We start from the raw sequence: 22,977 nt of genomic DNA on the forward strand, positions 1-22,977 counted from the left end.
AGATCGATCCCAACGGCATGGACCGCTTCGACGCCTTGCAACTGTTTACTCGCATCGTGGAGCTCGGCAGCTTCTCCGGTGCCGCCAATGCGCTCAATATCCCGCGCGCCACGGCCACGCATGCGATCAAGGAACTGGAGGCGCGGCTCGGCGCCCGGCTGCTGGAACGCACCACACGCCAGGTCCGCCCCACGCTCGACGGCCAGGCGTTCTACGAGCGCAGCAAGCGCGTGCTCGCCGAACTCGAGAATGCCGAGACCTCGCTGAGCAGCCACGCCACCGATCCGCGCGGCACGCTGCGGCTCGATCTGCATGGCACGCACGCGGCGATGATCATCCTGCCGCGCATCGGCGAATTCCACCAACGCTATCCGCATATCGAGCTGGCGATCAGCAGCGGCGACCGGCTGGTCGATCTGATCGGCGAGGGCATCGATTGCGTGGTCCGGGCCGGCGTGCCGCGCGAGTCCTCGCTGGTGGCGCGACGGCTCGCCAACCTGGCCGAGGTGATCTGCGCCAGCCCGTCCTATCTGGACCGGCACGGCATGCTCCGCCATCCGGGCGAACTGGCGCAGCATCAGGGCGTGGGGTTCTTCGCCCGCAATCACGATTACCGCTATCCGTTCACCGTGCGCGTTGATGGCGAGGTGGTCGAATACCAGCCACGCGGCTGGATCACCGTCAGCGACGCCGAGTGCTATACGCAGGCCGGGCTGGCCGGCTGCGGTTTGATCCAGGTGCCGCGCTTCCGCATCGAGGACCATCTGCGCACGGGCCGGCTGGTGCAGGTGCTGGCCGATTGGCCGTGTCCGGAGCTGCCGGTGTCGGTCATGTACACCTCGCAGCGCCAGTTGGCGCCGCGGGTGCGGGTCTTTGTCGACTGGGTGTCGGCGCTGTATGAAGAGCGCTTCGGGCCGGTGCGGGCCGGCGCATCGTCGCGGCGGCGGGCGTCATGACGATGGCGCTGGATGACCGTCCTGACTGTCCGGCACGACCTTCCTGAAACGACCATCCCGAAACGACCGTACTGATCGACCGTACTGATCGACCGTCCCGAAGGACCGCCCTTGACGACCCTCCGCGTCAATGCGCCGCCGCCACGGCACGCTGAAACGACACCGCGGTATGCCGCATCGCGTCGCGCACGGCGGCGACCGAGCGGTTGTCGTCATCGGCCTTGCGGGTCACCATCGACAGCGTCAGCACCGGCGCCGCGCGGCCGAGCCGGACGATGCGTACCGGATATCCCTGCAGCACCACGGGGTCCGGTGACTGCACGATCGACACGCCCAGTCCCGCGCTGACCATGGCCACGATGGCTGGCGCGCTGTCGAATTCCACGGTGCCACGGATCTCCGGCACATGGTTGCCGACATACTGCGCCGCCAGCGCGCCCGACACGGTATTGCGGTCGTAGCGGATCCAGTCGTACAGGCGGAACAGCGACGCCACATTGCTTTCCATCGCGCCCGGCGGAGCGATCAGCACCAGTTCGCGGCGCAGCATCGGCGTCCAGCGCAAGCGCGCGGTTCCGCCCGAGGGCGGTTGCGCGACCAGCGCGGCATCGAGCTCGCCGGCCTTGACCGAGGCGGTCAGGGTACTGCTGCGGCCGCGCTCCAGCCGCAATTCGAGCCGAGGATGGCGCTCCCGCACGAAGCGCACGATGCCAGGCAGCAGCACCGGCTGCAACGATTCGATGATCCCCAGACGCACCACGCCTTCCACCGCAATGCTGTTGCCCGCGCGCAGGGCCTCCAGGTTCTGCAGTGCCTGCTGCATGGTCTCCGAAACCTGATGAGCCAGGCGATTGGGGCGCGCCTGCAGTCCCGAGCGGTCGAACAGCGGCCTGCCCAGATACTGCTCCAGCTGCTTCATCTGCATGCTGACGGCGCTCGGGGTCACGTTGGCCTGCCGCGCCGCGGCGGCGAAGGTGCCCGTCTCCAGCACGGCGGCAAGCGTATGGAAGGTCTCGATCTTCATCAAAAATCCTTATGAAGCATCTCAAATAAGTTCGCTTTTCTCATCATACGCCGGCTCGCTAGACTTGTTCCCAACGTATCGAACAACATGTGGAGGAGTCCCGATGGCAGTCACCGCCGCAACCGAACCCGCGCAACGCGCGCAACGTCCGCAGCCCTGGACGGCGCGGCAGGCCAGCGAGGACCGCTCCTGGGTCCTGCGATTGAACGCTGCGCAGGTCCAGGGCATGCGCGAGGCACTGGCCCATGCCAAGGCCGTCAACAAGCCGCTGCTGGAGATGGAGCAGGCCGATTTCCCGCTGAACGACGCCGCGCGCGACGTGCTGCGGCAAGCCATCGAGACCACGCAGGGCCGCTGGGGCATGTGCCTGCTCAAGGGCTTCCCGGTCGACGAGTGGACCGAGCAGGAGGCAAGGCTCGCTTACTGGGGCATGAGCCTGCATATGGGTGTGGCCCGCACGCAGAACCGCGCCAGCGAGATCATGAACGACGTGCGCAACGAAGGCGGCGAGTACAAGGTCAAGGGCGGCCGCGGCTACAACACCAATGCGGGACTCGACTTCCACCAGGATTCCTGCGATGTGGTCGGCCTGCTGTGCCGCCGCACGGCCAAGGCGGGCGGCACCAGCAAGGTGATCAGCTCGATCGCGCTGTACGACGAGGTCCAGCGCCGCCGCCCGGACCTGATCCCGGTGCTCAAGGGCACCTTCTTCCATAGCTACCAGGGCACGCAGGACCCGAGCCAGCCGCCGTATTACCGCTGCCCGATCTTTGGCAGCCATCCCGAGTACTTCGCCGCGCGCACCAACCGCAAGAACACCGTGGCCGCGCAGCGTGACTTTCCCGAACTGCCACGGCTGAGCCCGCAGCAGATCGAGGCGCTCGATCTGCTGGACGAGCTGATGCCAAGCGAGCTGCTGTGCTACACGATGGAGCTGGAGCAGGGCGACATGCAGCTGCTGAACAACTACGTCACGTTGCATTCGCGCACGCCGTTCGAGGACCATGACGAGCCGGACCGCAAGCGCCACCTGTTCCGGCTGTGGCTGGCGGTGCCCGGCTCGCAGCCGCTGCCCGACGACTGGAAGGAGTACTACGGCGACGTGCGCGCCGGCTCGGTGCGCGGCGGCGTGCGCGGCAGCGCGATCACGCAAGCCTTCCTGGACTACGAGAAGCGGCAGGCCGCGGCGCTGAACATGCTGTTCGAGCCCTGGCGCCCGCAGGTTCGGCAGGAGGACATGGCACGCATCCTGGCCAATTACGCCAACACGGTGGCCATCGCATGAGCGGCGCCGCGGGGGAAGCGGGACGGTCCCGCTCGCTGAAGGCGCGGCTGATGCAGGCGCAGGCGGAGCCGGTGCTGGCGCCGGGTGTCTACGATGCGCTGTCCGCGCTGCTGGCCGAGCAGGCCGGCTTCGAGGCGCTGTATCTGTCCGGCGGCGCAGTCGCCTACACGCTGCTGGGGCGCTCCGACGTGGGCCTGACCACGGCGACCGAGACCGCCGACGTGCTGGCGCGCATCGCCGACCGCGTCTCGCTGCCGATCATCGTCGATGGCGATACCGGCTACGGCAACGCGCTGAACACGCAGCGCACGGTGCGTGCGTTCGAGCGCGCCGGCGCCGCGATGATCCAGCTGGAGGACCAGGGCTTTCCGAAGCGCTGCGGGCATCTGGCCGGCAAGTCGCTGGTGTCGACCGCCGAGATGTGCGGCAAGCTGCGGGCCGCGCTGGATGCCCGGCACGATGCCGACACGCTGATCCTCGCGCGCACCGATGCCGTCGCGGTGGAGGGTCTGGACGCCGCGATCGAGCGCGCCGAGGCCTATCTGGCCTGCGGCGTCGATGCGCTGTTCATCGAGGCGGTGGTGTCGGCCGAGGACATGGACCGCGTCTGCGGCCGTTTCGCCGCGCGCATTCCCTTGCTGGCCAATATGGTCGAAGGCGGCAAGACGCCGATCCAGAGCGCGCCCGAACTGGGCCGGCGCGGCTATCGCATCGTCATCTATCCCGGCGGCACGGTACGCTTCGCCTCGCGCCAGTTGCAACGCTATTTCGCGGGCCTCAAGGCGGCGGGCACCACGCGCGCCTTCGCCGGCGAGATGAACGATTTCGATGCGCTGAACGCGCTGCTCGGCACGCCCGAGCTGCTCGACACCGCCAGGCGGTATGCCGGCGACGACTGAGCGCCAATTCCCGTCCACTAGCGCGCCCATCGATCGACAGACCTATATAAAAACCCCCAGGGGGAGACAACCATGCAACGACGCGATTTCCTCGGGCTGCTCGCTGCGGCCGCGATATGGCCCCGCGCGGCACAGGCGGCCGCCGTTACCAGGATGATGGTCGGCGCGACACCGGGCGGCGGTACCGATCTGGTGGCCCGCGCGCTGGCCGCCGAACTGGAGCAGCGGCTCAAGCAATCGTTCATCGTGGAGAATCGCGGCGGCGCCGCCGGCAATATCGCCGCGATGGCGGTGGCCAAGGCCGATCCCGACGGCGGCACGCTGCTGCTCAGCTATACCAGCCACGCGATCAACCCCGCGCTGTTCGACAAGAAGCCGTTCGATCCGCTGAAGGACTTCACGCCGATCTCGTTGATCGCCAGCTCGCCGCTGGTGCTGGTGTCCCGTCCGGACCTCGGCGTCGGCAATGTGCGCGAGCTGATCGCGCTGGCCAAGTCGCGGCCCGGCAAGCTGAGCCTGGCGGTGGCCGGCGTCGGCAGCGCCAACCATCTTGCCGGCGAGATGTTCAAGCGCGAGGCTGGGATCGAGATGATCAGCGTGCCGTACAAGGGCGCCGCGCCGGCGGTGGCCGACGTGGTCGCCTGCCAGGCCGATCTGCTGCTCGGCAATGTGGCGACGGTGCAGCCGCTGCTGCAGGCCGGCAAGATCAAGGGGCTGGGCGTCAGTACCGCGCAGCGCCTGCCGTCGATGCCGGAGTTGGCGCCGATCGCCGAGGTGGTGCCGAACTTCGACTACAGCTCGTGGTACGGCCTGCTCGGGCCTGCCGGCATGCCCGCCGATACCGTGGGGCAGCTGGGCAAGGCCGTGCGCACCGCGGTGGCCTCGCCCGCAATGCGCAAGCGTCTGCAGGGCGAGGGGCTGGTGCCGGTCGGCAGCGATGCCGCCGAATTCACGCGCTTCCTGCAGAGCGAGATCGCCCGCTGGGCGAAGGTGGTCGCGCTCACCGGCACGCGGGTGGGCTGAGGGGAGCCGAGTTCATTCGAGGTCGGCCGAGGTCAACCGAGGGCCGAGGGGCCGAGGAGCCGACGAGCCGACGAGCCGAAGTCGGCCCAGGCGAGCGCGGCGGGCGGCGCGAGGCCCCCCATGCCGCCCATGCCGCCTTCAGGCCCGGTTAACCACCGGCAGCAGCGCGCCGTGAATGGCGCGGGCCGCATCCGAGGCCAGGAACAGGATCGCGTCGGCCAGCGCCGCGGGATCGACCCAGCGCGAGGCATCAGCGTCGGGCATCGCCGCGCGGTTTTCCGGGGTATCCAGCACGCTGGGCAGCACGGCATTGACGTGCACGCCCTGGTCGCGCACCTCCGCCGACAGCGCCTCTGTCAGCCGCGCCAGCGCGTCCTTCGACGCGCAGTAGGCACCCATCTGCGCCAGTCCGCGCGCGGCCGAGTTCGCGCCGACATTGACGATCCTGCCGCCGCCGGCCGCGATCATGTGCGGCACCACCGCGCGCGACACGTTCAGCACCGTGCGCAGGTTCAGGTCGAACATCCGCTCCCACTGGGCATCGGCGCCTTCGCCGACGACCGGACCCATGCCGAAGCCCCCCGCCAGATTGCAGACCACGTCGATGCGCTGGCAACTGCCGATCGCCTGTTCGATCGCGCGCTTTACCGCGCCGGCGTCGAGCAGGTCGGCTTCCACCGCGAGATGCGCGCCGGCCGGAAGGGCAGGGCTGACGCCCGGGCGGTCCACCAGCACCAGGCGGGCGCCGGCACGCGCGAAGGCGTCGGCGACGGCACGGCCGAGGTTGCCGGCCGCGCCGGTGATGAGGACGGTCTTGTCGTGGAAGTCGAATGCCATGTCAGGTCTCCTGGAATGCATTGCATCGCGCCGTTGACGTCGGCGGATGCGGCCGGCGTCCCGATGTATGTCGGCCGATGCGGCCGGCGCCCAGTGTATGGCGACGCGCCCAACAGGATGTTGCGATTGCGGCTCGGGCTAACCCTGTGTCGCGGCAGAAAATTGCGGCACCGCGCCGGTCCTGGCGTGAGAGGCCTCGGCGGCGTCCCCGAGTTGTCTAAAAAAGTCGTCTACAAATCCAGCGGCATCGCACTGGTGCACTTGATTTCGTCGAGGCAGACGCTGGAGCGCACGCCGCTGACGCCCGGAATCCGCATCAGCGTATCGAGCAGGAAGTCCGACAGCGACTTCAGGTCCCGCGCGACCACCTTCAATACATAGTCGATATCGCCCGTCACGGAGAAGCACTCCTGGATCTGGGCCAGCTCGGTCACCAGGCCCTTGAACTTGGACAGGTCGCGGATATGCCCGCGCTCCATCGTCACATGGATGAAGGCCACCACGCCGAAGCCGAGCATGGCGCCGTCGAGCCGGGCCTCGTAGCGCTTGATGATGCCGCTTTCCTCCAGGCGGCGGTGACGCCGCAATGTCTGGGCCGGCGACAGGTTGATGGCCTCGGCCAGTTCCAGGTTGGAGGCGCGGCCGTGCTCCTGCAGGACGTCCAGCAGGCGGCGGTCGGTACGGTCCAGTTCGATCGAATGCATCTTTATTTCTCCAGGGAGCGGATGGACGAAATGTTATCTCACATCCTAGGGTTTCCCTGTGGTTTTAACGAAATCCAATTTGGCGCCGCGAAATATAAACTGCATCGCATCGCTGCATGCGTTCGACCATCAGGCGACATGCCGGGGCCCTGCTGGGACCCGACATCCGCCGGCGCCGTTCGACGCATGAGCAGCAGAAATAATATTTCCCGGGGGATGCCCCGGCATCCCGGACCCACAACCCACTTGCCAGAAGACGATATGAGCGATCTCTTTGACAACCCGATGCAGCTGATGGGCTTTGAATTCGTCGAATTCGCCTCGCCGACGCCGAATGTGCTGGAGCCCCTGTTCGAACAGATGGGCTTCACGCTGGTGGCCCGCCACCGCTCCAAGGACGTGGTGCTGTATCGCCAGGGCGACGTCAATTTCATCGTCAATCGCGAGCCGAACAGCCTGGCCGCGTACTTCGCCGCCGAGCACGGCCCCAGCGCCTGCGGCATGGCGTTCCGCGTCAAGGACTCGCACAAGGCCTATGCCCGCGCGCTCGAGCTCGGCGCGCAACCGGTCGAGATTCCGACCGGCCCGATGGAACTGCGCCTGCCGGCGATCAAGGGGATCGGCGGCGCGCCGCTGTACCTGATCGACCGTTTCGAGGACGGCAAGAGCATCTACGACATCGACTTCGAATTCATCGAAGGCGTGGACCGCCGCCCGGTGGGCCATGGCCTGAAGCTGATCGACCACCTGACGCACAACGTCTACCGTGGCCGGATGGCGTACTGGGCGGACTTCTACGAGAAGCTGTTCAACTTCCGCGAGATCCGCTACTTCGACATCAAGGGCGAATACACCGGCCTGACCTCGAAGGCGATGACCGCGCCGGACGGCAAGATCCGCATTCCGCTGAACGAGGAATCGCAGAAGGGCGGCGGCCAGATCGAGGAATTCCTGATGCAGTTCAACGGCGAAGGCATCCAGCACATCGCCTTCCTGTGCGACAACCTGATCGAGGTCATCGACAACCTGCAGCTGTCGGGCGTGCCGCTGGCCACCGCGCCGAACCAGTACTACTACGACAACCTGGCCAAGCGCCTGCCCGGCCATGGCCAGCCGGTCGACCAGCTGCAGGCCCGCGGCATCCTGCTCGACGGCACCACCGAGGGCGGCCAGCGCCGCCTGCTGCTGCAGATCTTCTCGAAGCCGCTGCTGGGTCCCGTGTTCTTCGAGTTCATCCAGCGCGAAGGCGATGAAGGCTTCGGCGAAGGCAACTTCAAGGCGCTGTTCGAATCGCTTGAGCGTGACCAGATCGAGCGGGGCGTGCTGAACGTCTGATCCGTCAGCTCGTCGGCGACCCCGGCCGCTCGCGTCGGGATTGTTCACAGGGTCATATCCACCGACTGCCCGGCGCTACCCGCGCCGCGGCAGCGCACAGCCATAAGCGCCCGCCCCCATAGAGGCGCCCGGCTATCATTCCAAAAGAATGGGTAGAGGAAACACTTCATGCATGCAGATCAATCGGACCGCTCGCTCAAGCGCGGCCTGAAGAACCGGCACATCCAGCTGATCGCGCTGGGCGGTGCCATTGGCACGGGCCTGTTCCTGGGCATTGCCCAGACCATCAAGATGGCGGGCCCCTCGGTATTGCTGGGCTATGCCGTCGCCGGCATCGTCGCCTTTTTCATCATGCGCCAGCTCGGCGAGATGGTGGTCGACGAGCCGGTGGCCGGCTCCTTCAGCTACTTCGCCGACAAGTACTACGGCCATTTCGCCGGCTTCATGTCGGGCTGGAACTACTGGGTGCTCTATATCCTGGTCAGCATGGCCGAGCTGTCGGCGGTCGGCATCTACGTCCAGTACTGGTGGCCGGAGATTCCGACCTGGGTGTCGGCATTGGCCTTCTTCCTGATCATCAACGCGGTCAACCTGGCCAGCGTCAAGTCCTTCGGCGAGACCGAGTTCTGGTTCTCGATCGTCAAGGTCGCGGCGATCATCGGCATGATCGGCTTCGGCGGCTATCTGCTGGTGTCCGGCGAGGCAGGCCCGCAGGCCTCGGTCGCCAACCTGTGGCAGCACGGCGGCTTCTTCCCGAACGGCGTGTCCGGCCTGGTGATGGCGATGGCGGTGATCATGTTCTCGTTCGGCGGCCTGGAGCTGGTGGGCATCACCGCGGCCGAGGCCGATTCGCCCGAGAAGACCATCCCCAAGGCGACCAACCAGGTCATCTATCGCATCCTGATCTTCTATGTCGGCGCGCTCGGCGTGCTGCTGTCGCTGTACCCGTGGGAGAACGTCGCCAGCGGCGGCAGCCCCTTCGTGCTGATCTTCCACGCGCTGAACAGCAACTGGGTCGCCAACGTGCTGAACGTGGTGGTGCTGACCGCGGCGCTGTCGGTCTACAATAGCGGGGTTTACTGCAACAGCCGCATGCTGTTCGGCCTGGCACGCCAGGGCAACGCCCCCAAGGCGCTGCTGAAGGTCAACCGGCGCGGCATCCCGGTCGTGGCCCTGGGCGCATCGGCCGCCGCCACCGCGGTTTGCGTGCTGATCAACTACCTGATCCCGGGCAAGGCCTTCCAGCTGCTGATGGGCCTGGTGGTGTCGGCCCTGATCATCAACTGGGCGATGATCAGCGTGATCCATCTGAAGTTCCGCGCCCACAAGCGCAGCGCCGGCCTGACCACGCGCTTCCAGAGCTTCGGCTACCCGCTGACCAATTACCTGTGCCTGGTCTTCATGGCCGGCATCCTGGTGATCATGTACCTGACGCCGGACCTGCGCCTCTCGGTCTATCTGATCCCGGTGTGGCTGGGCGTGCTGGCCGTGTGCTACCGGCTGCGGAACAAGGACGCGGCGCAGGCGCTGCCGCAGGGCGCACCGGTGCGCTGAGGCAGTGACGGCAATGCGAGGCGGCGCCCGGCGCCGCCCGCGACGCCGCGCGTCATCTCCGATCTTGCATCGGTCTCAATCTGGCTTGAGGTTTTCATGTTTGCTCATATCGACGCCTACCCCGGCGACCCCATCCTGTCCCTGAACGAGAACTTCGCGCAAGACCCGCGTCAGGACAAGGTCAATCTGACGATCGGCGTCTGCTTCGACGACGAAGGCCGCCTGCCACTGATGGCCGCGGTGCGCGAAGCAGAAGCCGCGCTGGTCGCCGACCAGGGTCCGCGCCCGTATCTGCCGATGGCCGGTATCGCCGGCTATCGCCAGGCCGTGCAGCAGCTGGTGTTCGGCGAGAACAGCCCCGCGCTGGCCGAGGGCCGCGTCGCCACCATCCAGACACTGGGCGGTTCGGGCGCGCTGCGCGTCGGCGCCGATTTCCTTAAGCGCTATTTCCCCGAGGCGCAGCTGTGGATCAGCGATCCGAGCTGGGACAACCATCGCGTGGTGTTCGAGCGCGCCGGCTTCCAGGTCAACAGCTATCCGTACTATGACGACGCCACCGGCGGCCTGCGCTTCGACGCGATGATCGACGCGCTGCGCCAGGTGCCGAAGCGCCATGTGGTGCTGCTGCACGCCTGCTGCCACAACCCGACCGGTGTGGACCTGAATGAGGCGCAATGGCGCGAAGTCATCGCCGTGGTCAAGTCGCGCGGGCTGCTGCCCTTCGTCGACATGGCCTATCAGGGCTTCGGCACCGGCCTGCAGGACGATGCCTTCGTGATCCACGAGCTCGTGCGCGAAGGCGTGCCGTGCCTGGTCGCCAATTCGTTCTCGAAGAACTTCTCGCTGTACGGCGAGCGCTGCGGCGGCCTGTCGGTGGTCTGCGCGAACGCCGAGGAAGCCGGCCGCGTGCTGGGCCAGCTGACCGGCGCGGTGCGCGCCAACTACAGCAACCCGCCGACGCACGGCGCCCGCATCGTCGGCAAGGTGCTGACCACGCCGGCGCTGCGCCAGTCGTGGGAGGCCGAACTGGCCGCCATGCGCGAGCGCATCGCGGCGATGCGCACGGCGATCCACGACAATCTGCAGCGCGTGGTCGGCGATGCGGACCTGTCGCGCTATCTGGCGCAGCGGGGCATGTTCACCTATACCGGCCTGTCCGCCGAGCAGGTCGATACGCTGCGCACCGAGCACGGCGTCTATCTGGTCCGCTCGGGCCGCATGTGCGTGGCCGGCCTGAACCACGGCAATGTGGCGGTGGTCGCGAAGGCGATCGCCGGCGTGATGAGCGCGAAGGGCTGATCGCGTAGCGCAGTAAAACGAAGGGCCCGCGCACGGCAAGGCGCGGGCCCTTGTTCCATCTACACCACCATTCCCGTCGCGGCCCCCAGCGCCGCCATCGTCCATCCCCGTCCCAGCAGCACCATGCGGGTATGCAGGTCGTCCCGCACGGTCTCGGAAACCTGCGGCCCCAGGTCGCGCAGCGCCTTGTCGCGTAGTTCCACATAACCGCGTTCGTAGTCCGTCGCCAGGGCATGCCATAGCGCATGCGCGCCCGGCGACTGGCGTGCGCCGGTGATCAGGCAGTGTCCCGCATCGAGATACCGGCGATAGATCGCCGAGGTGAGGCCACGGCGCTGGTAGGGCGGGGCGAACTTCGAATGCGGGGCGCGCAGATGGCGGTCGGCGCGGCGGTCCAGTTCAACCAGCCGGTTGAAGACGGTATAGCCGGCAAGCCGGCGCCGCACGGTGTCTTCGACATAGAAGTAATACTCCCCATCCGCCTCGCGGTAGCGCACCACCAGCCCCGGCAGGGCCGAGGGCGTGGCCGCGATGCCATGCAGGCAGTCGCCGGGCTGGTAGAGCCGGTCGTACAGCGCCTGCAATTCGGCCTCGAGCGCGTCGGGGGCGTGATCGACATCGATGCGCAGTTCGATGGCGCGCAGCAGGCGGGCGAGGGTGGAGCGGCTTGTATGCCGCTGTCGCGGCGAGTCCATCCATGAAGCGGGGCCGGCGGCCGCATGGGCGAGCAGGAGCGACATGGCCGTCGTCAACCGCTCTGCCAGGCGCCGCTGACCAGGTTCTCGGGTTTGCGGCGGGCAACGATGCGCGCGCTGACGTCCCAGATGTCGATCCGCACGTTCAGTCCCGCATGAATGCCATATCCCGGCCCGGTGACGATGTCCTCGTCGGTCTGCACGCCTTCGCCGGCCTTGATCGCGCTCTCCGCCACGATGGATCCCGTTGCCTTGATGCCCCAGCCGGCTTCGATATGGTGGCTGCTGCGGATCGCGCCGCCGGCCTCGATGCCCTGGCCGGCGCTGATGCCGTGGCCCTGCAGATCGCCGTCGGCCTTCAGCGTCCCGCCGCAGCGGATCGCGTGCTGCGCGGCGATGCTGTCGCCCGCGCGCAGATTGCGGCCGACGTGGATGTGCTCGCCCGCGCTGATGTCCCAGCCCGCGCGCACGCTGCCCTTGGCATCGAGGAAGGTTGCGACGTCGATGCCCCACGCGGCCTTGATGTCGCCGCCGGCCTCGATGGCGCCGCCGCTGTAGAGATTGCCGGCGCAGTCGATATCTTCGCCGGCGATGATCGCCGTGCCCGCGCGGATGCCGCCGCCGACGCGGATCGTGCGGCCGGCCCGGACCACCGAATCGACATCGATGGCGCCGCGCACGACCAGCGTGCCGGCGAACACCAGCGCGCCGGCGTTCAGCGCATCGAGCGTCAGCACGGCATCGGTGGGGCCGAACTGGTCCAGCAGCCAGCACGCATCGCCGACGCGGCCGGCATCGACCAGCGCATCGAGCAGCCGCTGGTAGTCGCTGCCGTCATGCCGGTTGCGCAGGAACCATTTGTAGCCGTCCGCGCAGGGGCGTTTCGCCTTGACGAAATTCTGGGTGAGTTCCATGGACATCGGGACCTCGGTAGTCGGTGAAGGGTGGGGCTGTCGTGCCTTGGGCGGTGGCACGCACGAATGCAAGCGCGATGCCGCGCTCCCTCTCCCCACGCGGGAGAGGGAGGCGCGGAGGGAAACCGCGTTCAAACCGCCTACAGCGGATTCATCACGATGAATTCAACCGCGAGATAAAGCGCGGCAATGCCGGCCATGGCGAGCAGGGCGCGGCGATAGACGACGGCGGATTTTCTGGTCTTGGCGGACATGCGCTCTCCCAATTGCACGTTGAACAGTGGATCGCCGATCGTCGATGGCGATCCCCGGGCAATGTGCCGTGCCAGGGAGACCGGTGTGGGACTGTTGGTGCTAGTCCCGGACTCCCCGCACGGCTGAGAGAAGCACGGCGGGAATATGGGATGTGCGGGCGACCATGGCCTGGCGCGCGGCAAAGCCGCAAGCGTCGCCGTACGCGCGTGCCGCCACAGCATGCAGGGCATGCTGGAAAAGGGCGGAGCGGCGCAGGACGAGTTGCATTCGGTCGCGAAGAAGAGGAAGAGTGAGCCGGTGTTTTCGGTGGAGCGTTTGCTCCATCGGCCCGGAAAACCGGGAAAAAACGGCTGAAAGCAGGCCGAGTATCCCATAGCCGTTGAGAAGTCTCAACCCTGCGGCGCACCATGCGTCCTCGACAGAGCCCGTGCCACAGCCCCCCAGCGGCAGACGCTCAACGGCCGAGCCTCATCGGCAGCCCCTCATCGGGAGCCCCTCATCGGCAGCCCCTCATCGGCAGCCCTCAGCGACAGTACTTCCGATACTGGTTGAAATGCCGAATCGCGCGATGCGCGTCGCCCAGCTGCTCATGCAGCCGGGCCGCATTGAAATGCGCATCCGCCATGTCCGGCGCGATGTCGATGCAGCGGTGATAGCTGCGCAGCGCGTCCTCGTATCGCTCCAGATCTTCGAGCGTGACGCCGAGATTGAAGTGGAGCAGCGGTTCGTCGCCGATCGCGGTGAGCGCGTCCCGATACAGCGATTCGGCCTCCTGCACGCGCCCCGCCTCGGTCAGCAGGCAGCCGAGGTTCAGATAGGGATCGGCGTAGTCGGGGGCGATCGCGATCGCGCGGCGGTAGGCCTGTTCGGCCTTGCGCATGTCCTGTGCTTCGAGCTGGCAGCCGAGCTGGAACCATGTACCGGCGTCGGGGCCGTGGCCGGTATGCTCCTCCGCGCGGTGCTCGGTGGGGTCGGTGCGGTTGTCAGCGCGGTTGTCAGCGCGGTTGCCAGCGCAGTTATCAGCGCTGTTTTCGGCCCGGTTGTCGGCCTTCCTTGCCGACTGGATCGACAGCACCGCGCCCGGCTGCGACCGGCTCGGCTGCAATTCCATCACCAGCTGGCCGGTCTCGACCTCCCACTGGCGATGCGCCTCGGAGACGACCACGCCATTGCCGACCGCCGCGATCCGCACACCCGACAGCGGCCGGTCCTGCGACCACGCCTTCAATCGCTGCAAGGCCCGCGTGACGCGCCGCGGCGGCACATTGGCCTTCTTCAGCGAATCGGCGGTGCGGATCAGCACCACGTCCTGGAACGAGAACTGGCGCTCGCCGCGGCTGCCCTTGATCGGTTCGAGCAAACCCGCTCGCGTCAGGCTCGCCACCGTCCCGCGCGAGACGCCGAACGTGCCTTCGATGTCCTTCAGCGTGAAGCTGTCCTTGCCGACCGCGCTCATTTCCTGGCAGTACGTCGGATCGGGGTCGCGGCCTCCGTGGCGCGCTTGGCGCCCTTGCGCGGCGCCGCCTCGCGCGCAGGCTTCTTCGCGGCGGCCTGCGACTTGCTCAGGCTCGCCTTGAGCGCCGCCATCAGGTCGATCACCTCGCCGCCCTCGCTGGGCCGCTCCGCCGTCGCCGATACCGTGATCTTCTTGCCCTCGATCTTCTTGTCGATCTCGGCCAGCACACGCTGCTTTTCCTCATCCTGATAGGCGGCCGGGTCGTAGGCCTCCACGGTGCTCTGCTCGATCAGCTGCTCGGCCAGCGTCAGTTCGGCGGGGCGGATATCGGTGCGCTCGACGTTCAGGTCGGCCATCGAGCGGACCTCGTCCGCATAGAGCAATTGCTGCAGCACCAGGCCCTCGTCGTTGGCACGCACCTGCACCATGTACTGCTTGCCCTTCCACACCCAGGTGGCCAACGCGCAGGTGCCGGTCTTGCGCATCGCCTCGGTCAGCAGGCTGTATGGCTTGGCGCCGCGCTTGTCGGGCGCCAGATAGTAGGCCTTGTCGAAATAGATCGGGTCGATGGCGCCCATCGGCATGAAGGCGACGATGTCGATGGTGTGGCGCGCGCCGGTCTCCAGCGCGTCGAGCTCGTCGGGCGTGAATACCACGTACCGGTCCTTCTCGAACTCGTAGCCCTTGACCATGTCGGCGCGCTCGACCACCACGCCCTCGCGCTGGCAGATGTACTGCTGCCGCAGCCGGGAGCCGCAGCCCTTGTGCAGCAGGTTGAAACCGATGCTGGACTTGCTTTCGGTCGCGGAAAAGACCCGGACCGGAATGGAAACCAAGCCGAAGCTCAGCGAGAGGGAGGCAATGGAGCGTGCGGCCATGTCGTCACCTTTCGGGTTGGCGTATTGCTAAAGAATAGTCGACGCTTCGTCTGCACGCCTGCCTCAGGCTTTCGTATAATGGCGGGTTTGCCGCCATGTCACCGCGCCAACGCGGGATGCGGACGGCTGCCGGGCACCGCCCGCCCTCTGCTCCGACGCCCTGATCTCCCTCTGCGCCTCTCCCACCATGAAAACTCTGAAAGCCCTCCTGATCGTCTCCGCCGTGGCCCTGTTCGCCGCCTGCGGCAAGTCCGAACAAGCCCCCGCCGCCGGTGCGCCGGCCGCGGCCGCCAAGACCGTCGTGGTCGGCCTGGACGACAACTTCCCGCCGATGGGCTTTCGCGATGCCAACAATGAACTGGTCGGCTTCGATATCGACATGGCCAAGGAAGCCGCGCGCCGCCTCGGCATGACGGTCGAGTTCAAGCCCATCGACTGGAGCGCCAAGGAGGCCGAACTGAACGGCAAGCGCGTCGACGTGCTGTGGAACGGCCTGACCATCACCGACGAGCGCAAGAAGAACATCAGCTTCACCGCGCCCTACATGAGCAACCACCAGATCATCGTGGTGGGCAGCGCCTCGCCGATCAAGGCCAAGGCCGACCTGGCCGGCCGCATCGTCGGCGCGCAGGACGGCAGCAGCGCGGTCGACGCGATCCGCAAGGAGGCGCAGGTGGCCGCCAGCATCAAGGAGCTGAAGGCCTTTGGCGACAACGTGACGGCGCTGATGGACCTGGCCGCCGGCCGCCTCGACGCCATCGTGGTCGATGAGGTCGTGGGCCGCTATCTGGTCAGCAAGCGCGCCGGCGAGTACCGCGTGCTCGACGAGAACTTCGGCACCGAGGACTACGGCGTCGGCCTGCGCAAGGACGACACCGAACTGCTGGCGCAGCTGGACAAGACGCTGGCCGAGATGAAGCAGGACGGCACGGCCTCCCGCATCGCGCAGCAGTGGTTCGGCGCGAATCTGATCAAGTAAGCCCGCCGCGCCCCTTCACGGGGCGCCGCTTTTTTCTGGATCCCGCGCGCCGGGTTTCGATCCATGGACTACGTTCTCTCCCTGCTGGGACCGATGGCGCAGGGCGCGCGGATCACGCTCTCGCTGTTCTTCATCACGCTGGCGCTGTCGGTGCCGCTGGGCCTGGCGCTCGCGTTGGCGCGGCTGTCGGCATGGCGGCCGCTGAGCGTGGCCGTCAACGGCTATATCTGGCTGATGCGCGGCACGCCGCTGATGCTGCAGCTGCTGTTCGTCTATTTCGCGCTGCCGTTGCTGCCGGTGGTGGGCGTGCGCCTGCCGGACTTCCCCGCGGCGGTGGTCGCCTTCGCGTTGAACTACGCGGCGTATTTCGCCGAGATCTTCCGCGCCGGCATCCAGTCCGTCGACCGCGGCCAGTACGAAGCCAGCAAGGCGCTCGGCATGACCTACCTGCAGACGATGCGCCGCGTGGTGCTGCCGCAGATGGTGCGGCGCGTGCTGCCGCCGGTCAGCAACGAGACCATCACGCTGGTCAAGGACACCTCGCTGATCTACGTGCTGGCGCTGAACGACATCCTGCGCACCGCGCGCGGCATCGTGCAGCGCGACTTCACCACCACGCCTTTCCTGGTCGCCGCGGCGTTCTATCTGCTAATGACGCTGCTGCTGACCTGGATGTTCCAAAGCCTGGAAAAACGCTATGCCGCACACGATCAATGAGCCGCAGGCCCGCGGCGGCGAAGGGCAGGAGCGCCCGGTGATGATCCGCGCCCGCGATATCGTCAAGTCGTTCGGCACGAACCGCGTGCTGCACGGCGTCTCGCTGACGCTGCGCAAGGGCGAGGTGGTGGCGGTCATCGGGCCGTCCGGTTCGGGAAAAAGCACGCTGCTGCGCTGCCTGAACCATCTCGAGACGATCGACGGCGGCAGCATCGAGATCGAGGGCGAGACGCTGGCCGAGCCCGGCGCGGACCAGCGCAGCCGCTACGTGCCGGACGCCGAGGTACGCCGCATCTGCCGCAAGATGGGCATGGTGTTCCAGTCCTTCAATCTGTTCCCGCACATGACGGTGCTGCAGAACATCATCGAGGCGCCGATGACGGTCAAGGGCATGGCGCGCGAGGCGGCCGTGCCGATCGCCGATGCGCTGCTGCGCAAGGTCGGCCTGCTGGAGAAGCGCGACAACTATCCGTCGCGCCTGTCGGGCGGGCAGAAGCAGCGCGTGGCGATCGCCCGCGCGCTGGCGATGGAGCCGGACATCATGCTGTTCGACGAACCGACCTCGGCGCTCGATCCCGAGCTGACCGGCGAGGTGCTGCGCACGATGCGGCAGCTGGCGGATGACCACATGACCATGCTGGTGGTCACGCACGAAATGGGCTTCGCGCGCGAAGTCGCGCACCGGGTCGTCTTCATGGACCAGGGCCGCATCGTCGAGAGCGCGCCGTCCGAGGAATTCTTCCGCGCGCCGCAGCATCCGCGCACGCGGGAGTTTCTGGCGCATATGCTGTAGCCGGCGAAAGACCGCGGGCATTGCCCTGCGGTCTTTCCCGGCCACGCGGCGGCCCTTACTTGTCGTTGCCGACCTTCTTGTTCAGGTCGCGCGCCATCTGCAGATGCTGCTCCAGATCGGGCACGTGCTTGGCGGCGAAGGCCTTGATGTCCGGGTCCTTCGCGTTCTTCGCGGCTTCCTGGAACAGCTTCACGGTCTTTTCATGCGCGGCGACGCCGATCCGGCTGGCGTACATCTTGTCGAAGCGCTCGCCATCGAGCGCGCTGAGCCCCTTCAGCTCGGTGCGCTGCACGACCGAAGGCTCGGTCGGCGGGGTATAGCCCTTGCTCGAGGCCAGCTTGGTCAGCTCCTCGTTGACCGCGGTGTGGTCCTTGATCATGCGGGCCGCAAACGATTTGACGTCGGCATTGGAAGCCTTCTGTTCGGCCAGCTTGCTGCCCTCGACCTCGGCCAGGCCGCCCTGCGCGGCGTTTTCCAGGAAGCTGCGGTCGGCGCGCACCAGCTTGCTGGTGTCGCCCGCGGTGCCTCGCGTGGTGGTCTGATCCGTTGCGGTCGTGGCGGGCATATTGCCGGGCGCCGTGTTCTTCGGCGCGGTGCTGGTGCCTTGCGCCATCACCGCGGTGGACAGCAGCAGGGAACAGGCGGCGGTACTGAAGACACTGAGTGCTGCGGTACGGATAGGCATGGCGTGTTCTCCCTTGAAGGTGGATGGGTTCGACCAATCAGCAATATCCGCGCCCAACGCCGGCCTCGCCGATCACCGCCTTCGCCCCGTGGCTCGCGCAGGGCTTGCTGGGGCTTGTGCAGGGCCTGCACAAGGCTGGCGTTGGGATGTCGTGCGCCATCGCAATGACACCGCCGCATATCGGTCGGCGTATGGCCGGCGACCAGGGCGGCGACAAGGCCGGCGAAAAAATTGCATGCGACGGTAAAAACGCTCGGCCCGGTGGCCGGCTTGGCAGGCAGTTCAACGTCCGGCCACGTCTCCGTACACATAACGCCGCGCAGTGCATGCAAAAACGGCGTTTCGAGTGGCCCCCGTAGTAGAATTGCCCCCACTTAAACCGATGTCCCTGCCGCATGCCCGAAGAGCGAACGAGTCTGGCGGAAACGATCCGCGCCACCATCGAACAGGAGATTCTGTCCGGCAAGCTGGCCAGCGGCGCCCAACTCGACGAGCAGCAATTGCTGTCGCGTTTCTCGGTATCGCGTACGCCGGTGCGGGAGGCGTTGATCCGGCTGGCGTCGGCCGGGCTGGTCGATCTGGTGCCGCGCCGCGGCGCGATTGTGTCCGCCATCACGCTGCGCGAATACGTTGCCATGAGCGAGATCCTGGTACAGCTCGAGGCATTGGCGGCCCAGCTGGCGGCGCGGCGTATCACCGAGGCCGAACGGGGGGCGCTGCGGGAGGCCTATGCGGCTTGCCAGCAGGCTGCGGCGCAGGCCAGCGCCGACCGTTATCGCGAGGCCAACGATCGTTTCCACGCGGTCATCTACGAGGCCTGCCGCAACGAGATCCTGAGCGCGCAGATTCGCACGATGCGGGCCCGCATGCGTGGCATGCGCGACTACCGCTTCGAGAAGCCCGCGCGCATTCGCGCCTCGCTCGAGGAACATGGCGCGGTGATGGAGGCGATCCTGCGCGGCGATGAAGAGGCAGCGGCGCGGGCGATGGTCGAGCACATCTCGACCGGCGGGAACGTCTATGCGGACATGATCGCGTCGATGCCGGACGACGCCGTCGGCGCCAAGGGGGCGCGCTGAGCCGGGGCGCCCCGGCAAGCGCGAGAAAGCACGGCAGCGAGCGAGTCAGCAATCGCGACAGAAGACACGCCAGCCTGCGCACCAACAACCGCGCCAGCCGGCGCCGCGCGTTTCAATCGATCTTCACGCCCGCCTGCACCGTGCGTTGCAGCGCGTTCTTGCCATCCTGCTGCGCCCATTGCTTGAACTCGGCCGGCGAGCGCGACGGTGCCGGTTCGCTGCCGTTGTCGACCAGACGCGTGCGAATGGCCGGATCGGCCAGCACCTTGGTGGCGACGGCATAGAGCTTGTCCGTGACCTCCTTCGGCAGCCCCGCCGGTCCGAACAGCCCGAACCAGAACGTGTAGTCGAAGCCCGGCAAACCGAGCTCGGCAATGGTCGGCAGCCCCGGCGCCACGGCGGAGCGCTGCGGCGTCGTGACGCCGATCATCTTGACCACGCCCTGCGTGCCGAGCGGCAGCACCGACGATGCCGTGCCGAAGGAAAACTCCACTTCGCCCGCCGCCACCGCCTGCAAGGCCGGCGCGCCGCCCTTGTACGGCACGTGTGTCATGTCGACACCGACCGCGTTCGCAAACGACAGCCCGGCGACATGCGGCGATCCGCCGATGCCCGAAGACGAGTAGTTGAACTTGCCGGGATTCGCCTTGGCCTTCGCCGCAAGCGTTTTCACGTCGGCGATGCCGAGGTCCTTGTTGACGGCCAGGATCAGCGGCGAGATGGTCAGCCGCGTAATCGGCGTGAAGCTGTCGGCCTTGTACTTGACCTTGTACAGGTGCTGGTCCATGCCATAGATCGTCGCCGTGGCCAGCCCCAGCGTATAGCCGTCCGCCGGCGCCTGCGCCAGCCATGCCGATGCGAGCGTGCTGCCGGCACCGGGCTTGTTCTCGACCACCACCGGCTGTCCCAGCTCCTTGGACATGGCCTCGCCGACCACGCGCGCAACGAAATCGGCCGCGCCGGCCGGCGTGTAGCCGATCACCAGCCGGATCGGCTTGTTCGGATAGCCTTCGGCCATCGCGGCGCCGGGCGCGATGGCGGCGATCAGACCCACGGCCGCCAGGGCCGCGACAGTGGCAGAGGCCCTGAAGGCCGCGGAGGTCGCGGAGCTCGCGGAGGTCGCTGTGGAATGGCTGTGCATCGGTGTCTCCTTGTCATGTTGTATGGGTCGATGGGGCTCTGCGGCTCCTCGTCGATCGTCAGGCGATGGCGCCCTTGTCGCGCCACTGCGCGATCAGCTCCGGCGCAAAGCCCAGCTCGCCGAGCAGTTCGTCGGTCTGCTCGCCGGGGTCCGGCGCCGCGCGCGCAAAGCGCTCGGGGTGGGGCGCGGCGGACAGGTTGATCGGCGAGCGCAGCAGGTCGAGTTCGCCCAAAACAGGGTGGCGCGCGGTACGGGTCATGCCGAGGTGGCGGACCTGCGGATCCTCGAAGGCCTGCCCGATATCGAGCACGGGGCCGCAAGGCACGCCAGCGGGATTGAGCCGCGTCATCAATTCCGCGCAGGTAAAGCGCGAGGTGTGGGCCTGGATCGCTTCGTCGAGCGCGGCCCGATTGCGGGCACGCGAACGCGCGTCGCGATAGTCGGCGTGGTCGATCAGATCGTGCGCCTCCAGCGCCTGGCAGAAGTTGGCCCACATCCGTTGCGTGCTGGCCGCGATATTGACCAGGCCATCGCTGGCGCGATAGGTGCCCATCGGCACCAGCGTCGGATGGGCGTTGCCTTGCTGCGTCGGCACTTCGCCGTCGACCGTGTAGCGCGCCGCCTGGAAATCGAGCTTGTTGAGCATCGACTCGATCAGCGAGGTATGGACCCATTGGCCGCGACCGGTCCGTTCGCGGTGGAACAGCGCCAGCAGAATCCCCTGGCCCAGGAACATGCCCGCCGTGGTGTCCGAGATCGCGATGCCGACGCGGACCGGGCCGCGCCCCGGCTCGCCGGTGACCGAGCTCAGCCCGCACATCCCCTGCACGATCTGGTCGACGCCGGGCCGTTCGCTGTAGGGGCCATCCTGGCCGAAGCCCGAGATGCTGGCGAGGATCACGCGCGGATTGCGGGCGCTCAGCGCCTCGTATGTCAGCCCGAGCCTGGCCTTGACCACCGAGCGGAAGTTCTCGACCACCACGTCGGTGTTCTCCAGCAGCCGCGCCAGGATCTGCGCGCCCTCCGGCGTCTTCAGGTCCACGCACATGCTGCGCTTGTTGCGGTGCAGGTTCTGCTCATCCGAGCCGCGGCGTTGGCCCGTCACCGAGCCGTGGTCCTTTGGCGGCGGCGGCTCGAGCCGGATGACATTGGCGCCCCAGTCGGAGAGCAGCCGTACCGCGGCCGGGCCGGCGCGGGCGACGGTCAGGTCGAGGACGTTGATGCCGTGCAATGGAAGTTGGGGTTCGGATTGGGCCATGGCAGGGGAAGGATGATTGGGTGCGTCGAGTATACGCACAACAATCGTATGTATACGAATAGGGGGTTGTATGGATGCGGAGAGTCGCTCTGTGTCCTAGACTTTGCGCTGTGCGGTTGCCCGCGGTCGCCCGTGATCGCTCGCACGACCAGGGTGCGGCACCAATAAGTGACCTCCAGGCGACGAACGTGCGTCCCCCTTCAAGGAATCGTATGCAATCGGCGGCAATACAAATACAGAAAAACGGCGGGCCGGACGAACTGGAGTTCATCGAAGTCGCCGTGCCGCCGCCTGGCGAGGGCGAGGTCCAGATCCGGCAGAGCGCGATCGGCGTCAATTTCGCGGACATCTATCAACGGCGCGGCAGCCATGGGCCGCATCAGCCGACCTCGTTCCCGATCGTGCTCGGCTCGCAGGGGGCGGGCCGCATCGAAGCGGTGGGGCCCGGCGTCAGCGGATTGGAGGTCGGGCAATCGGTCGGCTGCTTCCAGCCGGGGGCCTATCAGGTCGTGCGCAACGTCCCCGCGGCACGCGTGGTGCCATTGCCCGCGCAGATCCCCGAAGACGTGGCAGGCGCCACGCTGCTGCGCGGCCTGACCGCGGAATATCTGCTGCGCCGGATTTCCCCGGTCCAACCCGGCGATGCGGTGCTGGTACATGCGGCGGCCGGCGGCATGGGCGTGATCCTGTGCCAATGGGCGCGTGCCTTGGGCGCGACGGTGATCGGCACGGTCGGCTCGGAGGCCAAGCGAGAGATCGCGCTGGCCCATGGCTGCCATCACGTCATCGACTATCGGCGCGAGGACTTCGTCGCCCGCACGCTTGAACTGACGGACGGCCGCGGTGTCGCGGTGGTCTACGATGCCGTCGGCAAGGATGTGTTCGTGCCGTCGCTGTCGTGCCTGCGTCCGCTGGGCATGGCGATCAACTATGGCACCGCGTCCGGCGACGTCGAGGCGTTCGACCTGCAGCTGCTGCACGCGAAGTCGCTGATGGTCTGCCGTCCCACGCTGCGCACCTTCATTGCCGATGCCGCCTCGCTGCGCCAAGGCATGGCCGCGCTGTCCGAGGCGGTCGGTGCCGGTCATGTGCGGCTCGAAGTCGGCCAGCGCTTTGCCTTTGCCGACGCGCGCGAGGCCCACCGGCAGCTCGAAGCCCGGCAGACCAGCGGCGCCGTGGTGCTGATTCCGTAGTCCCGCCGGCGATGGAAA

At 67.2% G+C, this 22,977-nt stretch carries 24 protein-coding genes; 14 read left to right on the top strand and 10 right to left on the bottom strand.

The features are described 5' to 3' along the window. Nucleotides 1-17: 17 nt before the first annotated feature. Nucleotides 18-956 carry a LysR family transcriptional regulator gene (locus F1599_RS14440; RefSeq protein WP_150083575.1) on the top strand — a complete coding sequence of 313 codons (939 nt, stop codon included), beginning with the start codon at nucleotides 18-20 and terminating at the stop codon, nucleotides 954-956. 127 nt (nucleotides 957-1,083) lie between these two features. Here the strand turns inward: F1599_RS14440 and F1599_RS14445 are convergent, their stop codons facing one another. Next, the gene (locus F1599_RS14445) at nucleotides 1,084-1,980 is read right to left on the bottom strand and encodes a LysR family transcriptional regulator (RefSeq protein ID WP_149318230.1); all 897 of its coding nucleotides are present in this window, start codon (nucleotides 1,978-1,980) and stop codon (nucleotides 1,084-1,086) included. Nucleotides 1,981-2,083: 103 nt separating this feature from the next. On the opposite strand from F1599_RS14445, the gene F1599_RS14450 reads away from it, so the two are divergent. From F1599_RS14450 to F1599_RS14460, 3 genes are all read left to right on the top strand, one after another. Beyond that, nucleotides 2,084-3,265: a TauD/TfdA family dioxygenase gene (locus F1599_RS14450; RefSeq protein WP_150083506.1), complete on the top strand. Its 1,182-nt coding sequence runs from the start codon at nucleotides 2,084-2,086 to the stop codon at nucleotides 3,263-3,265. After that, entirely contained in the window at nucleotides 3,262-4,164 is a 903-nt protein-coding gene (locus tag F1599_RS14455) for an isocitrate lyase/PEP mutase family protein (RefSeq protein ID WP_150083507.1), read from the top strand. Before F1599_RS14450 ends, F1599_RS14455 begins: the two co-directional genes overlap by 4 nt. A 72-nt stretch (nucleotides 4,165-4,236) precedes the next feature. Beyond that, nucleotides 4,237-5,187 carry a tripartite tricarboxylate transporter substrate binding protein gene (locus F1599_RS14460; protein ID WP_150083508.1) on the top strand — a complete coding sequence of 317 codons (951 nt, stop codon included), beginning with the start codon at nucleotides 4,237-4,239 and terminating at the stop codon, nucleotides 5,185-5,187. Between the two features lie 138 nt (nucleotides 5,188-5,325). On the opposite strand, the gene F1599_RS14465 is transcribed toward F1599_RS14460, so the two are convergent. Together F1599_RS14465 and F1599_RS14470 are read right to left on the bottom strand one after the other, a co-directional pair. Further along, nucleotides 5,326-6,024 carry an SDR family NAD(P)-dependent oxidoreductase gene (locus F1599_RS14465; RefSeq protein ID WP_150083509.1) on the bottom strand — a complete coding sequence of 233 codons (699 nt, stop codon included), beginning with the start codon at nucleotides 6,022-6,024 and terminating at the stop codon, nucleotides 5,326-5,328. A gap of 230 nt (nucleotides 6,025-6,254) precedes the next feature. Further along, nucleotides 6,255-6,728 carry an Lrp/AsnC family transcriptional regulator gene (locus tag F1599_RS14470; protein ID WP_149318235.1) on the bottom strand — a complete coding sequence of 158 codons (474 nt, stop codon included), beginning with the start codon at nucleotides 6,726-6,728 and terminating at the stop codon, nucleotides 6,255-6,257. Between the two features lie 261 nt (nucleotides 6,729-6,989). On the opposite strand from F1599_RS14470, the gene hppD reads away from it, so the two are divergent. From hppD to F1599_RS14485, 3 genes are all read left to right on the top strand, one after another. Beyond that, nucleotides 6,990-8,063: a 4-hydroxyphenylpyruvate dioxygenase gene (gene hppD / locus F1599_RS14475; protein WP_149318236.1), complete on the top strand. Its 1,074-nt coding sequence runs from the start codon at nucleotides 6,990-6,992 to the stop codon at nucleotides 8,061-8,063. Nucleotides 8,064-8,231: 168 nt separating this feature from the next. Then, nucleotides 8,232-9,617 carry an amino acid permease gene (locus tag F1599_RS14480; RefSeq protein WP_149318237.1) on the top strand — a complete coding sequence of 462 codons (1,386 nt, stop codon included), beginning with the start codon at nucleotides 8,232-8,234 and terminating at the stop codon, nucleotides 9,615-9,617. A 96-nt stretch (nucleotides 9,618-9,713) separates the two neighbouring features. Next, complete coding sequence (locus F1599_RS14485) at nucleotides 9,714-10,916, top strand: amino acid aminotransferase (protein ID WP_150083510.1); 1,203 nt, start codon at nucleotides 9,714-9,716, stop codon at nucleotides 10,914-10,916. 59 nt (nucleotides 10,917-10,975) lie between these two features. Here the strand turns inward: F1599_RS14485 and F1599_RS14490 are convergent, their stop codons facing one another. Together F1599_RS14490 and F1599_RS14495 are read right to left on the bottom strand one after the other, a co-directional pair. Continuing rightward, nucleotides 10,976-11,611, bottom strand: a complete 636-nt coding sequence (locus tag F1599_RS14490) for an N-acetyltransferase (protein ID WP_150083576.1) — start codon at nucleotides 11,609-11,611, stop codon at nucleotides 10,976-10,978. Nucleotides 11,612-11,664: 53 nt separating this feature from the next. Continuing rightward, entirely contained in the window at nucleotides 11,665-12,525 is an 861-nt protein-coding gene (locus F1599_RS14495; protein WP_149318239.1) for a DUF342 domain-containing protein, read from the bottom strand. A 474-nt stretch (nucleotides 12,526-12,999) separates the two neighbouring features. Here F1599_RS14495 and F1599_RS26465 point away from each other — a divergent pair, with 474 nt between their 5' ends. Then, nucleotides 13,000-13,134, top strand: coding sequence for a hypothetical protein (locus tag F1599_RS26465; RefSeq protein WP_263364043.1), 135 nt, complete (start codon nucleotides 13,000-13,002; stop codon nucleotides 13,132-13,134). A 169-nt stretch (nucleotides 13,135-13,303) separates the two neighbouring features. Here F1599_RS26465 and F1599_RS14505 read toward each other — a convergent pair whose 3' ends face one another. Both F1599_RS14505 and ku read right to left on the bottom strand, forming a co-directional pair. After that, on the bottom strand, nucleotides 13,304-14,236 hold the full coding sequence (locus F1599_RS14505) for a tetratricopeptide repeat protein (protein WP_150083512.1): 933 nt from the start codon (nucleotides 14,234-14,236) through the stop codon (nucleotides 13,304-13,306). Then, nucleotides 14,233-15,114: a non-homologous end joining protein Ku gene (gene ku / locus F1599_RS14510; RefSeq protein ID WP_150083513.1), complete on the bottom strand. Its 882-nt coding sequence runs from the start codon at nucleotides 15,112-15,114 to the stop codon at nucleotides 14,233-14,235. The genes F1599_RS14505 and ku overlap by 4 nt, the downstream gene beginning before the upstream one ends. Before the next feature lie 187 nt (nucleotides 15,115-15,301). Between ku and F1599_RS14515 the strand changes: the two genes are divergently transcribed. The 3 genes from F1599_RS14515 (at nucleotide 15,302) to F1599_RS14525 (ending at nucleotide 17,603) form a co-directional block, all read left to right on the top strand. Next, nucleotides 15,302-16,093 (top strand): amino acid ABC transporter substrate-binding protein, encoded by a 792-nt coding sequence (locus F1599_RS14515; protein WP_149318243.1) that lies wholly within the window; start codon nucleotides 15,302-15,304, stop codon nucleotides 16,091-16,093. A gap of 63 nt (nucleotides 16,094-16,156) precedes the next feature. Then, nucleotides 16,157-16,810 carry an amino acid ABC transporter permease gene (locus tag F1599_RS14520; RefSeq protein WP_006576339.1) on the top strand — a complete coding sequence of 218 codons (654 nt, stop codon included), beginning with the start codon at nucleotides 16,157-16,159 and terminating at the stop codon, nucleotides 16,808-16,810. Between the two features lie 40 nt (nucleotides 16,811-16,850). Next, nucleotides 16,851-17,603 (top strand): amino acid ABC transporter ATP-binding protein, encoded by a 753-nt coding sequence (locus F1599_RS14525; protein ID WP_150083577.1) that lies wholly within the window; start codon nucleotides 16,851-16,853, stop codon nucleotides 17,601-17,603. Between the two features lie 55 nt (nucleotides 17,604-17,658). Here the strand turns inward: F1599_RS14525 and F1599_RS14530 are convergent, their stop codons facing one another. Then, nucleotides 17,659-18,288 (bottom strand): DUF4142 domain-containing protein, encoded by a 630-nt coding sequence (locus F1599_RS14530; protein ID WP_223819644.1) that lies wholly within the window; start codon nucleotides 18,286-18,288, stop codon nucleotides 17,659-17,661. A 23-nt stretch (nucleotides 18,289-18,311) separates the two neighbouring features. Here F1599_RS14530 and F1599_RS14535 point away from each other — a divergent pair, with 23 nt between their 5' ends. Beyond that, nucleotides 18,312-18,647 (top strand): hypothetical protein, encoded by a 336-nt coding sequence (locus F1599_RS14535; protein WP_150083514.1) that lies wholly within the window; start codon nucleotides 18,312-18,314, stop codon nucleotides 18,645-18,647. Between the two features lie 36 nt (nucleotides 18,648-18,683). Continuing rightward, a complete protein-coding gene (locus tag F1599_RS14540; RefSeq protein ID WP_150083515.1) occupies nucleotides 18,684-19,367 on the top strand; it encodes a GntR family transcriptional regulator in 684 nt (227 codons plus the stop codon). 112 nt (nucleotides 19,368-19,479) lie between these two features. Here F1599_RS14540 and F1599_RS14545 read toward each other — a convergent pair whose 3' ends face one another. Next, nucleotides 19,480-20,508: a Bug family tripartite tricarboxylate transporter substrate binding protein gene (locus tag F1599_RS14545; RefSeq protein ID WP_395895873.1), complete on the bottom strand. Its 1,029-nt coding sequence runs from the start codon at nucleotides 20,506-20,508 to the stop codon at nucleotides 19,480-19,482. A gap of 58 nt (nucleotides 20,509-20,566) precedes the next feature. Beyond that, nucleotides 20,567-21,766, bottom strand: a complete 1,200-nt coding sequence (locus F1599_RS14550; protein WP_150083516.1) for a CaiB/BaiF CoA transferase family protein — start codon at nucleotides 21,764-21,766, stop codon at nucleotides 20,567-20,569. Nucleotides 21,767-21,978: 212 nt separating this feature from the next. On the opposite strand from F1599_RS14550, the gene F1599_RS14555 reads away from it, so the two are divergent. Next, nucleotides 21,979-22,959 (top strand): quinone oxidoreductase family protein, encoded by a 981-nt coding sequence (locus F1599_RS14555; protein ID WP_150083517.1) that lies wholly within the window; start codon nucleotides 21,979-21,981, stop codon nucleotides 22,957-22,959. Nucleotides 22,960-22,977: the final 18 nt, after the last annotated feature.

It is taken from the genome of Cupriavidus cauae, from assembly GCF_008632125.1.
In the GTDB taxonomy this organism is placed as follows: Bacteria; Pseudomonadota; Gammaproteobacteria; order Burkholderiales; family Burkholderiaceae; genus Cupriavidus; species Cupriavidus cauae.

What these genes read in the sequence shown, in the direction of transcription:
- F1599_RS14485 (WP_150083510.1), top strand. Translation starts at nt 9,714, where the DNA reads ATGTTTGCTCATATCGACGCCTACCCCGGCGACCCCATCCTGTCCCTG.
- F1599_RS14550 (WP_150083516.1), bottom strand. Translation starts at nt 21,766, where the DNA reads ATGGCCCAATCCGAACCCCAACTTCCATTGCACGGCATCAACGTCCTC.
- F1599_RS14440 (WP_150083575.1), top strand. Translation starts at nt 18, where the DNA reads ATGGACCGCTTCGACGCCTTGCAACTGTTTACTCGCATCGTGGAGCTC.
- F1599_RS14465 (WP_150083509.1), bottom strand. Translation starts at nt 6,024, where the DNA reads ATGGCATTCGACTTCCACGACAAGACCGTCCTCATCACCGGCGCGGCC.
- hppD (WP_149318236.1), top strand. Translation starts at nt 6,990, where the DNA reads ATGAGCGATCTCTTTGACAACCCGATGCAGCTGATGGGCTTTGAATTC.
- F1599_RS14535 (WP_150083514.1), top strand. Translation starts at nt 18,312, where the DNA reads ATGGGTTCGACCAATCAGCAATATCCGCGCCCAACGCCGGCCTCGCCG.
- F1599_RS14530 (WP_223819644.1), bottom strand. Translation starts at nt 18,288, where the DNA reads ATGCCTATCCGTACCGCAGCACTCAGTGTCTTCAGTACCGCCGCCTGT.
- F1599_RS14545 (WP_395895873.1), bottom strand. Translation starts at nt 20,508, where the DNA reads ATGCACAGCCATTCCACAGCGACCTCCGCGAGCTCCGCGACCTCCGCG.
- F1599_RS14455 (WP_150083507.1), top strand. Translation starts at nt 3,262, where the DNA reads ATGAGCGGCGCCGCGGGGGAAGCGGGACGGTCCCGCTCGCTGAAGGCG.
- F1599_RS14445 (WP_149318230.1), bottom strand. Translation starts at nt 1,980, where the DNA reads ATGAAGATCGAGACCTTCCATACGCTTGCCGCCGTGCTGGAGACGGGC.
- F1599_RS14470 (WP_149318235.1), bottom strand. Translation starts at nt 6,728, where the DNA reads ATGCATTCGATCGAACTGGACCGTACCGACCGCCGCCTGCTGGACGTC.
- F1599_RS14555 (WP_150083517.1), top strand. Translation starts at nt 21,979, where the DNA reads ATGCAATCGGCGGCAATACAAATACAGAAAAACGGCGGGCCGGACGAA.
- F1599_RS14515 (WP_149318243.1), top strand. Translation starts at nt 15,302, where the DNA reads ATGAAAACTCTGAAAGCCCTCCTGATCGTCTCCGCCGTGGCCCTGTTC.
- F1599_RS26465 (WP_263364043.1), top strand. Translation starts at nt 13,000, where the DNA reads ATGCAGGGCATGCTGGAAAAGGGCGGAGCGGCGCAGGACGAGTTGCAT.
- F1599_RS14520 (WP_006576339.1), top strand. Translation starts at nt 16,157, where the DNA reads ATGGACTACGTTCTCTCCCTGCTGGGACCGATGGCGCAGGGCGCGCGG.
- F1599_RS14490 (WP_150083576.1), bottom strand. Translation starts at nt 11,611, where the DNA reads ATGGACTCGCCGCGACAGCGGCATACAAGCCGCTCCACCCTCGCCCGC.
- F1599_RS14525 (WP_150083577.1), top strand. Translation starts at nt 16,851, where the DNA reads ATGATCCGCGCCCGCGATATCGTCAAGTCGTTCGGCACGAACCGCGTG.
- F1599_RS14480 (WP_149318237.1), top strand. Translation starts at nt 8,232, where the DNA reads ATGCATGCAGATCAATCGGACCGCTCGCTCAAGCGCGGCCTGAAGAAC.
- F1599_RS14450 (WP_150083506.1), top strand. Translation starts at nt 2,084, where the DNA reads ATGGCAGTCACCGCCGCAACCGAACCCGCGCAACGCGCGCAACGTCCG.
- ku (WP_150083513.1), bottom strand. Translation starts at nt 15,114, where the DNA reads ATGGCCGCACGCTCCATTGCCTCCCTCTCGCTGAGCTTCGGCTTGGTT.
- F1599_RS14540 (WP_150083515.1), top strand. Translation starts at nt 18,684, where the DNA reads ATGCCCGAAGAGCGAACGAGTCTGGCGGAAACGATCCGCGCCACCATC.
- F1599_RS14495 (WP_149318239.1), bottom strand. Translation starts at nt 12,525, where the DNA reads ATGGAACTCACCCAGAATTTCGTCAAGGCGAAACGCCCCTGCGCGGAC.
- F1599_RS14505 (WP_150083512.1), bottom strand. Translation starts at nt 14,236, where the DNA reads ATGAGCGCGGTCGGCAAGGACAGCTTCACGCTGAAGGACATCGAAGGC.
- F1599_RS14460 (WP_150083508.1), top strand. Translation starts at nt 4,237, where the DNA reads ATGCAACGACGCGATTTCCTCGGGCTGCTCGCTGCGGCCGCGATATGG.